The following is an 11,045-nucleotide window of genomic DNA, read 5'->3' as shown; positions in this document are numbered from 1 at the left end:
CTACTTATTCCTCGATTTTACCGCCAGCAGCTTCGATAGCAGCACGAGCGCCTTTAGTGACACGCAGGCCGTTAATCGTTACCGGACGAGTTACCTCGCCAGAGAGGATCACTTTCGCGAACTCAATCTGAATACCGATAATGTTAGCTGCTTTCAGCGTGTTCAGGTCAACTACGTCGCCTTCAACTTTCGCCAGATCAGACAGACGAATCTCTGCGGTGATCATTGCTTTGCGAGAGGTGAAACCGAATTTCGGCAGACGACGATACAACGGCATCTGACCACCTTCGAACCCACGACGTACGCCACCGCCAGAACGAGAGTTCTGACCTTTGTGACCACGACCGCCGGTTTTACCGAGGCCAGAACCGATACCGCGACCCAGACGCTTGGAAGCGTGCTTAGACCCTTCGGCCGGAGACAGAGTATTTAAACGCATCTCTTACTCCTCAACTTTAACCATGTAGGAAACCGCGTTGACCATACCACGTACAGCAGCAGTATCTTCGCGCTCTACAGTGTGGCCAATACGACGCAGACCCAGGCCAAGCAGCGTTGCCTTGTGCTTAGGCAGACGACCGATTGCACTGCGGGTTTGTGTAATTTTAATAGTCTTTGCCATGGTCAATTACCCCAGAATTTCTTCAACGGATTTACCACGCTTGGCAGCGACCATTTCCGGAGATTTCATATTCGCCAGGCCATCAATAGTTGCACGAACCACGTTAATCGGGTTAGTGGAACCATATGCTTTAGCCAGAACGTTATGAACTCCAGCGACTTCCAGGACGGCGCGCATTGCACCACCGGCGATAATACCGGTACCTTCGGAAGCCGGCTGCATGAACACACGAGAACCTGTGTGCACACCTTTAACAGGGTGCTGCAGGGTGCCGTGGTTCAGCGCGACGTTAATCATGTTGCGACGGGCTTTTTCCATCGCTTTCTGGATCGCTGCTGGAACTTCACGCGCTTTACCGTAACCAAAACCGATGCGACCGTTACCATCACCAACCACTGTCAGAGCAGTGAAGGAGAAAATACGACCACCTTTAACGGTTTTAGATACGCGATTTACCGCGATCAGCTTTTCCTGCAGTTCGCCAGCTTGTTTTTCGATGTGAGCCATCTTACACCTCTACCTTAGAACTGAAGGCCAGCATCACGGGCAGCATCTGCCAGTGCCTGGACACGACCATGATATTGGAAACCAGCACGGTCAAAAGCAACAACAGTGATGCCTTTTTCCAGTGCGCGCTCTGCAACAGCTTTACCCACAGCTGCAGCGGCGTCTTTGTTTCCAGTGTACTTCAATTGCTCAGTGATAGCTTTTTCTACAGTAGATGCAGCTACCAGGACTTCTGAACCGTTTGGTGCGATAACCTGTGCGTAAATATGACGCGGGGTACGATGTACCACCAGACGAGTCGCACCCAGTTCTTTAAGCTTGTGACGTGCGCGGGTCGCACGACGGATACGAGCAGATTTCTTATCCATAGTGTTACCTTACTTCTTCTTAGCCTCTTTGGTACGCACGACTTCGTCGGCGTAACGAACACCCTTGCCTTTATATGGCTCAGGACGACGGTAGGCACGCAGGTCAGCAGCTACTTGGCCAATCGCCTGCTTATCAGCGCCTTTCAGCACGATTTCAGTTTGAGTTGGACACTCAGCAGTGATACCCGCAGGCAGCTTATGCTCAACAGGGTGAGAGAAGCCCAGGGCTAAATTCACCACGTCGCCTTTAACAGCCGCACGATAACCTACACCAACCAGCTGCAGCTTCTTAGTGAAGCCTTCGGTAACACCGATAACCATTGCATTCAACAACGCACGAGTGGTACCCGCCTGGGCCCACGCGTTTGCAAAACCTTCGCGCGGAGCGAAAGTCAGTGCATTTTCAGCGTGTTTAATTTCAACAGCATCGTTGATAGTACGAGTCAGCTCGCCGTTCTTACCTTTGATCGAAATAACCTGACCGTTGAGTTTTACCTCTACGCCAGCAGGAATAACGACCGGTGCTTTAGCAACACGAGACATTTTATTCCTCCAATTAGGCTACGTAGCAGATAATTTCGCCACCAAGACCAGCCTGGCGCGCTGCACGATCAGTCATAACACCTTTAGAGGTAGAAACGACAGCAATACCCATACCGGCCATAACTTTAGGCAGCTCATCTTTTTTCTTATAGATGCGCAGACCTGGGCGGCTGACTCGCTGAATGCTCTCTACCACAGCCTTGCCCTGGAAATACTTAAGAGTAAGTTCCAGTTCAGGCTTAGTGTCGCCTTCAATTTTAAAATCTTCGATATAGCCTTCTTCTTTCAGCACGTTGGCAATTGCCAATTTCAGCTTGGAGGAAGGCATGGTGACCGCAACTTTATTCGCGGATTGACCGTTACGGATACGGGTCAGCATATCCGCGATCGGATCTTGCATGCTCATCTGTCTTTACTCCCGTGATTCAATTGGATATTACCAGCTAGCCTTTTTCAAGCCAGGTACTTCACCGCGCATTGCGGCTTCACGAAGCTTAATACGGCTCAACCCGAATTTGCCCACATAACCATGTGGACGGCCAGTTTGGCGGCAGCGTTTACGCTGACGGGACGGGCTGGAATCACGCGGCAGAGACTGTAGCTTAAGAACAGCATTCCAACGGTCTTCGTCGGATGAGTTCACACCAGAGATGATAGCTTTCAATTCCTCACGCTTAGCGCGGTACTTGTCAGCCAGTTTTACGCGAACGACTTCGCGTGCTTTCATGGATTGCTTAGCCATTAGTAACCCTACCTTACTTGCGGAATGGGAAGTTAAAGGCAGCCAGCAGAGCACGGCCTTCATCATCAGATTTCGCAGTAGTGGTAATGGTAATATCCAAACCACGAACGCGATCGACTTTGTCATAGTCGATTTCTGGGAAGATGATCTGCTCACGGACACCCATGCTGTAGTTACCACGGCCATCGAATGACTTAGCGGACAAGCCACGGAAGTCACGGATACGCGGTACAGCAATGGTGATCAGGCGCTCAAGAAACTCCCACATGCGTTCGCCACGCAGAGTTACTTTACAGCCGATCGGATAGCCCTGACGGATTTTGAAGCCTGCAACAGATTTGCGTGCTTTGGTGATCAACGGCTTTTGACCGGAGATTGCTGTCAGATCAGCTGCTGCGTTATCCAGCAGTTTCTTGTCAGCGATCGCTTCACCAACACCCATATTCAGGGTGATCTTCTCGACCCGAGGGACTTGCATGACAGAATTGTAGCTAAACTCAGTCATGAGTTTTTTAACTACTTCGTCTTTGTAGTAATCATGCAGTTTCGCCATCGTACTACTCCAAATTACTTGATAGTTTCGCTGTTAGACTTGAAGAAACGGACTTTTTTGCCGTCTTCGAATCTAAAGCCTACACGGTCAGCCTTGCCGGTTGCCGCATTGAAGAGAGCAACGTTAGAAACCTGAATTGCAGCTTCTTTTTCAACGATGCCACCTGGTTGGTTCAGGGCCGGAACCGGCTTCTGATGTTTCTTAACCAGGTTGATACCTTCAACGATGAGCTTGCCGGAAGACAAGACATTCTTAACTTTACCGCGCTTACCTTTATCTTTACCGGTTAACACGATAACTTCGTCATCACGACGGATTTTAGCTGCCATGATTCGCTCCTTAGAGTACTTCTGGTGCCAGAGAGATAATTTTCATGAACTTCTCATTACGCAGTTCACGAGTTACCGGCCCAAAAATACGCGTGCCGATTGGCTGCTCGCTGTTATTGTTTAAAATAACGCATGCATTACCATCGAAGCGAATGACAGAACCGTCCGGGCGACGAACACCCTTCCTGGTGCGCACCACTACCGCTTTCAGGACATCGCCTTTCTTCACCTTACCGCGAGGAATTGCTTCCTTGATGGTAATTTTGATGATGTCGCCGACGCCTGCGTAGCGACGGTGCGAGCCACCCAGAACCTTGATACACATTACGCGACGCGCGCCGGAGTTGTCGGCTACCGTCAGCATAGTCTGTTCTTGGATCATTTCAGTGCTCCGCTAATGTCAACTACTACTTCGGGACCTAAGTATTAGGTCGTTAAAAAGCCCCATAAACGAGGGCGCGGCATTATAACACCGGTTCCAGGATATGGGTAGAAAAAATAAACGGCCCACTACTGAGCCGTTTATTAGTTTGAGAACGCGTACTGTATTACAGAACAGCTTTCTCTACAACGCGAACAAGTGTCCAGGATTTATTCTTGGACAGTGGACGGCATTCGCGGATTTCAACCACGTCACCGATACCACATTCGTTGTTCTCGTCATGTACGTGCAGTTTGGTCGTACGCTTGATGAATTTCCCGTAGATCGGGTGCTTCACGAAACGTTCGATGGCAACAACAATGGATTTCTCCATTTTATCGCTGACAACGCGACCTTGCAGAGTACGGATTTTATCGGTCATTACGCACCCGCCTTCTGAGTCAATAAAGTCTTAACACGCGCAACATCACGACGCACTTGCTTCAGCAGGTGAGTCTGTTGCAGCTGGCCACTTGCAGCTTGCATACGCAGGTTGAACTGCTCGCGTAGCAGGTTCAGCAGCTCGGTGTTCAGCTCTTCAACACTCTTTTCACGCAGCTCTTTTGCTTTCATTACATCACCGTCTTAGTTACAAAGGTGGTTTTAATCGGCAGTTTCGCTGCTGCCAGCTTGAAGGCTTCACGGGCCAGCTCTTCAGGTACACCGTCCATTTCGTACAGGACTTTACCTGGCTGGATCAAGGCAACCCAATACTCCACGTTACCTTTACCTTTACCCATACGCACTTCAAGCGGCTTTTCAGTAATAGGTTTGTCTGGGAACACACGGATCCAGATTTTACCTTGACGCTTAACTGCACGGGTCATTGCACGACGTGCTGCTTCGATCTGACGTGCAGTCAGACGACCACGGCCAACAGCTTTCAGACCGAAAGTGCCGAAGCTAACATCCGTTCCTGCAGCCAGACCACGGTTGCGGCCTTTGTGCACTTTACGGAATTTTGTACGCTTTGGTTGTAACACAGCGACTCTCCTTACTTACGGCCTTTACGCTGCTGCTTTTTAGGTTGAGCAGCCGGTTTTTCCGGTTGTTCAACAGCAGCCATCCCACCCAGGATCTCACCTTTGAAGATCCACACTTTAACGCCGATTACACCATAAGTGGTGTGCGCTTCAGAGGTGTTATAGTCGATGTCAGCACGCAGAGTGTGCAATGGCACGCGACCTTCACGGTACCATTCGGTACGTGCGATCTCGGCACCGCCCAGACGACCACTAACTTCAACTTTGATACCTTTAGCGCCCAGACGCATGGCATTCTGTACCGCACGCTTCATAGCACGACGGAACATAACGCGACGTTCCAGCTGTGAAGTGATGCTGTCAGCAACCAATTTTGCGTCCAGTTCAGGCTTACGCACTTCGGCGATATTGATCTGTGCAGGAACGCCAGCGATATCCGCTACGTACTTACGCAGTTTTTCTACGTCTTCGCCTTTCTTACCGATAACGATGCCAGGGCGAGCAGTGTGAATAGTCACACGGATGCTCTTAGCTGGACGCTCGATAACGATACGAGATACAGACGCCTTCGCCAGTTCCTTAGTCAGGTACTGACGAACTTTAAAATCGCTGTCCAGGTTGTCAGCGAATTCTTTGGTGTTCGCAAACCAAGTAGAGTTCCAAGGTTTTACAATACCCAGGCGAATACCATTAGGATGTACTTTCTGACCCATTGCTAGTCTCCAGAGTCTCAGCGATCGGACACAACCACAGTAATGTGGCTGGTGCGCTTCAGGATGCGATCTGCACGACCTTTTGCACGAGGCATAATGCGCTTCATGCTAGGGCCTTCGTCTACGAAGATTTTCGCGACTTTCAGATCGTCAATGTCAGCGCCATCGTTGTGTTCAGCGTTAGCAATGGCAGATTCCAGTACTTTCTTAACCAATACAGCCGCTTTCTTATTGGTGTAGGTCAGAATATCCAGAGCCTGCGACACTTTCTTACCGCGAATCAGGTCAGCAACAAGGCGAACCTTCTGAGCAGAAGAACGAGCATGGCGATGTTGAGCTAAAGTTTCCATCTCTTCCTCCTACCTTATTTCTTCTTCGCTTTTTTATCAGCAGCGTGGCCGCGATAAGTACGAGTCGGTGCGAATTCACCCAGTTTGTGACCGACCATTTCATCGGAAACGAAAACTGGAACGTGCTGACGACCATTATGGACAGCGATGGTCAAACCGATCATGTTAGGAAAGATCGTTGAACGACGGGACCAAGTGCGCAGGGGCTTCTTGTCACCGCTTTCCACCGCTTTCTCTACCTTCTTCAGCAAGTGCAGGTCAATAAAAGGACCTTTCTTGAGAGAACGTGGCATGGCTTATCCTCTAAAATTATTTGCTACGGCGACGTACGATAAATTTATCAGTACGCTTGTTGCTGCGGGTCTTCTTACCTTTGGTCTGAACGCCCCACGGAGATACCGGGTGCTTACCAAAGTTACGACCTTCACCACCACCATGTGGGTGATCGACTGGGTTCATCGCAGTACCGCGAACGGTAGGACGAACACCACGCCAGCGTGCGGCACCTGCTTTACCCAGAACGCGAAGCATATGCTCAGCGTTGCCGACTTCGCCCAGTGTTGCGCGGCAGTCAGCTTCGACTTTACGCATTTCACCAGAACGCAGACGCAGGGTAACGTAAGCACCATCACGTGCAACGATCTGCACATAGGTACCTGCGGAACGTGCCAGCTGACCGCCTTTACCTGGTTTCATTTCTACGTTATGAACGGTAGAACCAACCGGGATATTGCGCATCGGCAGGGTGTTACCTGCTTTGATTGCAGCATCAACGCCAGATTGAATCTGGTCGCCAGCTTTCAGGCCTTTAGGGGCCAGGATGTAACGGCGTTCGCCATCTTTGTACAGAACCAGTGCGATATTCGCAGAACGGTTCGGATCGTACTCAAGACGCTCAACAACTGCCGGGATACCGTCTTTGTTGCGTTTGAAGTCAACAATACGATAAGCCTGCTTGTGACCACCACCGATGTGACGAGTAGTGATACGACCATTGTTGTTACGGCCACCGGATTTGCTGTTTTTTTCAACCAGCGGAGCAAACGGTTTGCCCTTATGCAGCTCAGGGTTAACCACTTTAACTACGTGGCGACGACCCGGAGATGTCGGTTTACATTTAACAACTGCCATTGTCTTTCTCCTCCGACTTACTCAGCGCCGCCGACGAAGTCCAGATTCTGGCCTTCCTTCAGGGTGACGTAAGCTTTTTTCCAGTCGCTACGACGACCAATACGCTGTCCGTGACGCTTTGTCTTGCCTTTAACAACAAGAGTATTTACGCCTTCAACTTCTACTTCGAACAGTTTCTCAACAGCAGCAACGATCTCTGCTTTGGTCGCGTCTTTAGCAACTTTGAGAACGATGGTGTTGGTTTTTTCCATCGCCATGGATGCTTTTTCAGATACGTGCGGCGCGCGCAGTACTTTCAGCAGACGTTCTTCACGGATCATGCCAGCATCTCCTCAACTTGCTTAACTGCTTCCGCAGTCATAACGACTTTGTCGAAGGCGATCAGGCTAACTGGGTCGATAGCTGCTACATCGCGCACGTCAACCTTATGCAGGTTACGCGCAGCCAGGAACAGATTCTCATCCAGTTCGCCGGTTACGATCAGCACATCTTCCAGGGCCATGTCTTTCAGTTTCTGAGCAAGCAGCTTAGTTTTAGGCGCTTCAACAGAGAACTGTTCGACAACGATCAGACGATCCTGACGTACCAGTTCGGACAGAATGCTTTTCAGCGCTCCGCGGTACATCTTTTTGTTAACTTTTTGACTGTGGTCCTGCGGGCGAGCAGCGAAGGTTACGCCACCGGAACGCCAGATCGGGCTCTTAACAGAACCTGAACGCGCACGGCCGGTACCTTTCTGGCGCCACGGCTTTTTACCGGAACCAGTTACTTCAGCACGGGTCTTCTGAGCACGAGTACCTTGACGGGCACCAGCTGCATAAGCAACTACAACCTGGTGTACCAGCGCTTCGTTGAAATCACGACCGAAGGTAGTTTCGGAAACAGTCAGCGCGCTTTGCGCGTCTTTCAATACTAATTCCATTGCTATCTCCTCACGCCTTCACAGCTGGTTTAACAATAAGGTCGCTACCGGTTGCGCCCGGAACTGCACCTTTAACCAGCAGCAGGTTGCGCTCAGCGTCAACGCGTACTACATCCAGACTCTGAACGGTTACACGTTCGTTGCCCAGTTGGCCTGCCATTTTCTTGCCTTTGAACACTTTGCCCGGAGTCTGGTTCTGACCGATAGAACCCGGAACGCGGTGGGACAAGGAGTTACCGTGGGTAGCGTCCTGGGTACGGAAGTTCCAGCGCTTAACGGTACCTGCGAAACCTTTACCTTTAGAGGTGCCAGTTACGTCAACTTTTTTGACTTCAGCAAACAGCTCAACGCTAATGTCCTGACCTACGGTGAACTCTTCGCCTTCAGCAAGACGGAATTCCCACAGACCACGGCCAGCTTCTACGCCAGCTTTAGCGAAGTGACCAGCTTCCGGCTTAGTTACACGGTTAGCTTTTTTAGCGCCAGTGGTAACTTGAACAGCACGGTAGCCATCGTTAGCCAGGTCTTTAACCTGAGTAACACGGTTTGCTTCAACTTCAATTACGGTTACAGGGATAGAAACGCCGTCTTCTGTGAAGATACGGGTCATACCCACTTTTTTACCGACTAAACCAATCATTGTTTCAACCTCTCAATCGTCAATGACCTGATTAACCCAGGCTGATCTGCACGTCTACACCAGCAGCCAGATCCAGACGCATCAGAGCATCAACGGTTTTCTCAGTTGGCTCAACGATGTCAACCAGACGCTTATGAGTGCGAATTTCGTACTGATCACGCGCGTCTTTGTTGACGTGCGGAGAGATCAGAACGGTAAAGCGCTCTTTGCGGGTCGGCAGCGGGATCGGACCACGGACTTGCGCACCAGTGCGCTTAGCAGTCTCGACGATTTCCGCAGTTGATTGATCGATCAGACGATGATCAAACGCTTTAAGGCGGATACGGATTCTTTGGTTCTGCATGAGACCAGAGCTCCAATTATTTTATAGACGAAAAAAATTACTACTCGAACCCATTACGATTGATGGGAGAGTGTAATCGTTCATACATAGTTCCCCAATTGGGAACATTGTTGGTAGCAAACCGCACTACCGGGTTCTTATCGAACCAGCCAGTCAATTAAGACAGGCCCGCGCATTATACGTAAATCCGGCCACTTAGCAAGTCATGCTTACGAATTAAACAGTCTTTTCTCACAACTGTGCGTAACGCTTTCTGAATGTCTTGTTTCGGCTTGCAACATCTGGAGATAGGCAGGAAGAGCAGCCTCAAAACGTAAAACCCTGTTTTTGTGATTTATCCCCTGGAGGTTAGTGTGCTGGCTTTGCCAGCGAGGCCCCCATGACAAACTCCCCTCCCCTCCCACTCCTGATATTCATCGCGATTTATAGCGGCCTGCTGATAAGGCTCAGTTGGATAGATTTCAAATCCCGGCTCTTACCAGACAATCTCACCTACCCCTTGCTCTGGAGCGGATTGCTTTATCAGGCGCTGCTTTTCCCTGACCATTTGTCATCAGCCGTCTGGGGAGCCGTTGCCGGATATATGAGTTTGTGGCTCTTATACTGGTTCTATTTCTTCGTACGGAGAAGTGAAGGGATTGGCTATGGCGATATGAAGCTGCTTGCGGCACTCGGCGCATGGCATGGATGGCAAAGTTTGCCGGGGTTGGTAGTGACTTCTGCCGTGATTGGCATCGTGCTGGCAGTTTTTCTCAGGCTCTTGAGAAGAGGAGAGCAACGCTTAGCCACCACACCACTACCGTTTGGACCTTGTCTTGCGATAGCGGGTGGTGTTACAGGATGGTTCAACGAATACGGACTGATGCTGAATAATCTCAGCTTTACTCTTTGATCTGTGACTGGAGATAGTTCTGCAGGCCAATCTTCGAGATCAAATCCAGTTCCGTTTCCAGCCAGTCGATGTGATGCTCTTCCTCTGCGAGGATTTGAATCATCATGTCGCGGCTGACATAGTCATGAATAGTATCTGCATAAGCGATGGCTTCGCGCAGATCTTTAGCCCCTTCCATTTCGAGATTGAGATCTGACTGAAGCATCTCTTCAACATCTTCACCGATATGGAGTTTGCCTAAATCCTGCAGGTTTGGAATGCCTTCAAGAAACAGAATACGCTCGATGTACTTATCGGCGTGTTTCATTTCATCGATGGACTCATGGTATTCAACTTCGTTGAGACGCATCAGGCCCCAGTTTTTGAACATTCTCGCATGGAGAAAATACTGATTGATCGCGACAAGCTCGTTTCCCAATAATTTATTGAGATAATTTATTATCTTAATATCACCTTTCATTTTAACTTCCTCCGCTTCCACTACATGAAGCGTAGATGTAGCTCGGAGTAAGTCAAAAAAAAGTGACGAGCTTAAGCGATCTCTTTGAATTCCGGGATCTGGAGCAACTCTTCTTGCATGATCTCACGTGCTGCCCTGATGCATTTTCCGCACTGGTTCCCGACGGGGATAAACTTACGGAGCTGCTGGAAAGATTGAGGCTGAAACTGGCGCACCGCCTGCCGAATTTTTTTATCACTGACACCATTACACAAGCAAACGTACATAAGCACTCCCGTTCAAATACTGTGCAAAGTGTAAATGAGAATAGTTATGATTACAATAGCACAAGCATGCTCTGTGCAAGCCAACCGCGGTAAAAAATGTAAAAAAAAAAGAGCGCCGAAGCGCTCTTTTTTATACAAAGGTATCAGCGATTAAGCGATAACTTTAGCAACAACACCAGCGCCTACAGTACGGCCGCCTTCACGGATTGCGAAACGCAGACCGTCGTCCATTGCGATTGGGTGGATCAGGGTAACAACCA

At 49.7% G+C, this 11,045-nt stretch carries 25 protein-coding genes; 1 reads left to right on the top strand and 24 read right to left on the bottom strand.

The features are described 5' to 3' along the window. Window positions 1–4: 4 nt before the first annotated feature. The 21 genes from rplO to rpsJ all read right to left on the bottom strand — a co-directional run bounded on the left by rplO (window position 5) and on the right by rpsJ (window position 9,167). Window positions 5–439 (bottom strand): 50S ribosomal protein L15, encoded by a 435-nt coding sequence (gene rplO, locus HYQ67_RS22470; protein ID WP_202308072.1) that lies wholly within the window; start codon window positions 437–439, stop codon window positions 5–7. A 3-nt stretch (window positions 440–442) separates the two neighbouring features. After that, the gene (rpmD, locus tag HYQ67_RS22465) at window positions 443–622 is read right to left on the bottom strand and encodes a 50S ribosomal protein L30 (protein WP_202308070.1); all 180 of its coding nucleotides are present in this window, start codon (window positions 620–622) and stop codon (window positions 443–445) included. Between the two features lie 6 nt (window positions 623–628). After that, the gene (gene rpsE, locus HYQ67_RS22460) at window positions 629–1,129 is read right to left on the bottom strand and encodes a 30S ribosomal protein S5 (RefSeq protein ID WP_121264447.1); all 501 of its coding nucleotides are present in this window, start codon (window positions 1,127–1,129) and stop codon (window positions 629–631) included. 14 nt (window positions 1,130–1,143) lie between these two features. After that, window positions 1,144–1,497: a 50S ribosomal protein L18 gene (gene rplR / locus HYQ67_RS22455; protein ID WP_202308068.1), complete on the bottom strand. Its 354-nt coding sequence runs from the start codon at window positions 1,495–1,497 to the stop codon at window positions 1,144–1,146. Window positions 1,498–1,506: 9 nt separating this feature from the next. Continuing rightward, on the bottom strand, window positions 1,507–2,040 hold the full coding sequence (rplF, locus tag HYQ67_RS22450) for a 50S ribosomal protein L6 (RefSeq protein ID WP_202308066.1): 534 nt from the start codon (window positions 2,038–2,040) through the stop codon (window positions 1,507–1,509). Between the two features lie 13 nt (window positions 2,041–2,053). Beyond that, the gene (gene rpsH, locus HYQ67_RS22445; RefSeq protein WP_202308064.1) at window positions 2,054–2,446 is read right to left on the bottom strand and encodes a 30S ribosomal protein S8; all 393 of its coding nucleotides are present in this window, start codon (window positions 2,444–2,446) and stop codon (window positions 2,054–2,056) included. Window positions 2,447–2,476: 30 nt separating this feature from the next. Next, window positions 2,477–2,782: a 30S ribosomal protein S14 gene (gene rpsN / locus HYQ67_RS22440; protein WP_202308054.1), complete on the bottom strand. Its 306-nt coding sequence runs from the start codon at window positions 2,780–2,782 to the stop codon at window positions 2,477–2,479. A gap of 13 nt (window positions 2,783–2,795) precedes the next feature. Further along, a complete protein-coding gene (rplE, locus tag HYQ67_RS22435) occupies window positions 2,796–3,335 on the bottom strand; it encodes a 50S ribosomal protein L5 (protein ID WP_202308045.1) in 540 nt (179 codons plus the stop codon). A gap of 14 nt (window positions 3,336–3,349) precedes the next feature. Further along, window positions 3,350–3,664 carry a 50S ribosomal protein L24 gene (gene rplX, locus HYQ67_RS22430; RefSeq protein WP_041142967.1) on the bottom strand — a complete coding sequence of 105 codons (315 nt, stop codon included), beginning with the start codon at window positions 3,662–3,664 and terminating at the stop codon, window positions 3,350–3,352. Window positions 3,665–3,674: 10 nt separating this feature from the next. Next, the gene (gene rplN, locus HYQ67_RS22425; RefSeq protein WP_002438705.1) at window positions 3,675–4,046 is read right to left on the bottom strand and encodes a 50S ribosomal protein L14; all 372 of its coding nucleotides are present in this window, start codon (window positions 4,044–4,046) and stop codon (window positions 3,675–3,677) included. Between the two features lie 166 nt (window positions 4,047–4,212). After that, window positions 4,213–4,467 carry a 30S ribosomal protein S17 gene (rpsQ, locus tag HYQ67_RS22420; protein ID WP_202308043.1) on the bottom strand — a complete coding sequence of 85 codons (255 nt, stop codon included), beginning with the start codon at window positions 4,465–4,467 and terminating at the stop codon, window positions 4,213–4,215. Beyond that, window positions 4,467–4,658 (bottom strand): 50S ribosomal protein L29, encoded by a 192-nt coding sequence (gene rpmC, locus HYQ67_RS22415; protein ID WP_008457158.1) that lies wholly within the window; start codon window positions 4,656–4,658, stop codon window positions 4,467–4,469. Before rpmC ends, rpsQ begins: the two co-directional genes overlap by 1 nt. Then, complete coding sequence (gene rplP, locus HYQ67_RS22410; RefSeq protein ID WP_008927134.1) at window positions 4,658–5,068, bottom strand: 50S ribosomal protein L16; 411 nt, start codon at window positions 5,066–5,068, stop codon at window positions 4,658–4,660. The genes rpmC and rplP overlap by 1 nt, the downstream gene beginning before the upstream one ends. 11 nt (window positions 5,069–5,079) lie before the next feature. Further along, window positions 5,080–5,781 carry a 30S ribosomal protein S3 gene (gene rpsC, locus HYQ67_RS22405; RefSeq protein ID WP_202308035.1) on the bottom strand — a complete coding sequence of 234 codons (702 nt, stop codon included), beginning with the start codon at window positions 5,779–5,781 and terminating at the stop codon, window positions 5,080–5,082. A 17-nt stretch (window positions 5,782–5,798) separates the two neighbouring features. Next, entirely contained in the window at window positions 5,799–6,131 is a 333-nt protein-coding gene (rplV, locus tag HYQ67_RS22400; protein ID WP_002919773.1) for a 50S ribosomal protein L22, read from the bottom strand. Between the two features lie 14 nt (window positions 6,132–6,145). After that, window positions 6,146–6,424, bottom strand: coding sequence for a 30S ribosomal protein S19 (rpsS, locus tag HYQ67_RS22395; RefSeq protein ID WP_001138115.1), 279 nt, complete (start codon window positions 6,422–6,424; stop codon window positions 6,146–6,148). Between the two features lie 16 nt (window positions 6,425–6,440). Then, the gene (gene rplB, locus HYQ67_RS22390) at window positions 6,441–7,262 is read right to left on the bottom strand and encodes a 50S ribosomal protein L2 (protein WP_049033778.1); all 822 of its coding nucleotides are present in this window, start codon (window positions 7,260–7,262) and stop codon (window positions 6,441–6,443) included. Between the two features lie 17 nt (window positions 7,263–7,279). Beyond that, window positions 7,280–7,582, bottom strand: coding sequence for a 50S ribosomal protein L23 (rplW, locus tag HYQ67_RS22385; protein WP_202308034.1), 303 nt, complete (start codon window positions 7,580–7,582; stop codon window positions 7,280–7,282). Next, the gene (gene rplD / locus HYQ67_RS22380) at window positions 7,579–8,184 is read right to left on the bottom strand and encodes a 50S ribosomal protein L4 (protein WP_202308032.1); all 606 of its coding nucleotides are present in this window, start codon (window positions 8,182–8,184) and stop codon (window positions 7,579–7,581) included. Before rplD ends, rplW begins: the two co-directional genes overlap by 4 nt. A gap of 10 nt (window positions 8,185–8,194) precedes the next feature. Beyond that, window positions 8,195–8,824, bottom strand: a complete 630-nt coding sequence (gene rplC / locus HYQ67_RS22375) for a 50S ribosomal protein L3 (protein ID WP_016538466.1) — start codon at window positions 8,822–8,824, stop codon at window positions 8,195–8,197. A 31-nt stretch (window positions 8,825–8,855) separates the two neighbouring features. Next, window positions 8,856–9,167, bottom strand: coding sequence for a 30S ribosomal protein S10 (rpsJ, locus tag HYQ67_RS22370; protein ID WP_001181005.1), 312 nt, complete (start codon window positions 9,165–9,167; stop codon window positions 8,856–8,858). A gap of 379 nt (window positions 9,168–9,546) precedes the next feature. Here rpsJ and HYQ67_RS22365 point away from each other — a divergent pair, with 379 nt between their 5' ends. Continuing rightward, a complete protein-coding gene (locus HYQ67_RS22365; RefSeq protein ID WP_202308030.1) occupies window positions 9,547–10,059 on the top strand; it encodes a prepilin peptidase in 513 nt (170 codons plus the stop codon). Here HYQ67_RS22365 and bfr read toward each other — a convergent pair. The 3 genes from bfr to HYQ67_RS22350 form a co-directional block, all read right to left on the bottom strand. Beyond that, window positions 10,049–10,519 (bottom strand): bacterioferritin, encoded by a 471-nt coding sequence (bfr, locus tag HYQ67_RS22360; protein ID WP_202308028.1) that lies wholly within the window; start codon window positions 10,517–10,519, stop codon window positions 10,049–10,051. The genes HYQ67_RS22365 and bfr overlap by 11 nt on opposite strands. 71 nt (window positions 10,520–10,590) lie before the next feature. Beyond that, the gene (bfd, locus tag HYQ67_RS22355) at window positions 10,591–10,785 is read right to left on the bottom strand and encodes a bacterioferritin-associated ferredoxin (protein WP_167615012.1); all 195 of its coding nucleotides are present in this window, start codon (window positions 10,783–10,785) and stop codon (window positions 10,591–10,593) included. 150 nt (window positions 10,786–10,935) lie between these two features. Beyond that, on the bottom strand, window positions 10,936–11,045 hold a 110-nt coding region (locus HYQ67_RS22350), incomplete at its 5' end, for an EF-Tu C-terminal domain-related protein (protein ID WP_072269377.1).

This window comes from Dryocola clanedunensis subsp. sulfonylureivorans (genome assembly GCF_016756775.1).
GTDB classification, from domain to species: domain Bacteria; phylum Pseudomonadota; class Gammaproteobacteria; order Enterobacterales; family Enterobacteriaceae; genus Dryocola; species Dryocola clanedunensis.
The sequence above is the reverse complement of the archived record's forward strand: the minus strand, read 5'-3'. Positions and strand labels throughout refer to the sequence as shown.

Excerpts from the sequence above, each read along its gene's own strand:
- rplR (WP_202308068.1), bottom strand. The coding sequence starts at position 1,497 with ATGGATAAGAAATCTGCTCGTATCCGTCGTGCGACCCGCGCACGTCAC.
- bfd (WP_167615012.1), bottom strand. The coding sequence starts at position 10,785 with ATGTACGTTTGCTTGTGTAATGGTGTCAGTGATAAAAAAATTCGGCAG.
- rpsE (WP_121264447.1), bottom strand. The coding sequence starts at position 1,129 with ATGGCTCACATCGAAAAACAAGCTGGCGAACTGCAGGAAAAGCTGATC.
- rplO (WP_202308072.1), bottom strand. The coding sequence starts at position 439 with ATGCGTTTAAATACTCTGTCTCCGGCCGAAGGGTCTAAGCACGCTTCC.
- bfr (WP_202308028.1), bottom strand. The coding sequence starts at position 10,519 with ATGAAAGGTGATATTAAGATAATAAATTATCTCAATAAATTATTGGGA.
- rpsQ (WP_202308043.1), bottom strand. The coding sequence starts at position 4,467 with ATGACCGATAAAATCCGTACTCTGCAAGGTCGCGTTGTCAGCGATAAA.
- rplE (WP_202308045.1), bottom strand. The coding sequence starts at position 3,335 with ATGGCGAAACTGCATGATTACTACAAAGACGAAGTAGTTAAAAAACTC.
- rplD (WP_202308032.1), bottom strand. The coding sequence starts at position 8,184 with ATGGAATTAGTATTGAAAGACGCGCAAAGCGCGCTGACTGTTTCCGAA.
- rplB (WP_049033778.1), bottom strand. The coding sequence starts at position 7,262 with ATGGCAGTTGTTAAATGTAAACCGACATCTCCGGGTCGTCGCCACGTA.
- rpmD (WP_202308070.1), bottom strand. The coding sequence starts at position 622 with ATGGCAAAGACTATTAAAATTACACAAACCCGCAGTGCAATCGGTCGT.
- rplF (WP_202308066.1), bottom strand. The coding sequence starts at position 2,040 with ATGTCTCGTGTTGCTAAAGCACCGGTCGTTATTCCTGCTGGCGTAGAG.
- rpsS (WP_001138115.1), bottom strand. The coding sequence starts at position 6,424 with ATGCCACGTTCTCTCAAGAAAGGTCCTTTTATTGACCTGCACTTGCTG.
- rpsN (WP_202308054.1), bottom strand. The coding sequence starts at position 2,782 with ATGGCTAAGCAATCCATGAAAGCACGCGAAGTCGTTCGCGTAAAACTG.
- rpsH (WP_202308064.1), bottom strand. The coding sequence starts at position 2,446 with ATGAGCATGCAAGATCCGATCGCGGATATGCTGACCCGTATCCGTAAC.
- rplX (WP_041142967.1), bottom strand. The coding sequence starts at position 3,664 with ATGGCAGCTAAAATCCGTCGTGATGACGAAGTTATCGTGTTAACCGGT.
- rpsC (WP_202308035.1), bottom strand. The coding sequence starts at position 5,781 with ATGGGTCAGAAAGTACATCCTAATGGTATTCGCCTGGGTATTGTAAAA.
- rplV (WP_002919773.1), bottom strand. The coding sequence starts at position 6,131 with ATGGAAACTTTAGCTCAACATCGCCATGCTCGTTCTTCTGCTCAGAAG.
- rpsJ (WP_001181005.1), bottom strand. The coding sequence starts at position 9,167 with ATGCAGAACCAAAGAATCCGTATCCGCCTTAAAGCGTTTGATCATCGT.
- rplC (WP_016538466.1), bottom strand. The coding sequence starts at position 8,824 with ATGATTGGTTTAGTCGGTAAAAAAGTGGGTATGACCCGTATCTTCACA.
- rplW (WP_202308034.1), bottom strand. The coding sequence starts at position 7,582 with ATGATCCGTGAAGAACGTCTGCTGAAAGTACTGCGCGCGCCGCACGTA.
- rpmC (WP_008457158.1), bottom strand. The coding sequence starts at position 4,658 with ATGAAAGCAAAAGAGCTGCGTGAAAAGAGTGTTGAAGAGCTGAACACC.
- rplN (WP_002438705.1), bottom strand. The coding sequence starts at position 4,046 with ATGATCCAAGAACAGACTATGCTGACGGTAGCCGACAACTCCGGCGCG.
- HYQ67_RS22365 (WP_202308030.1), top strand. The coding sequence starts at position 9,547 with ATGACAAACTCCCCTCCCCTCCCACTCCTGATATTCATCGCGATTTAT.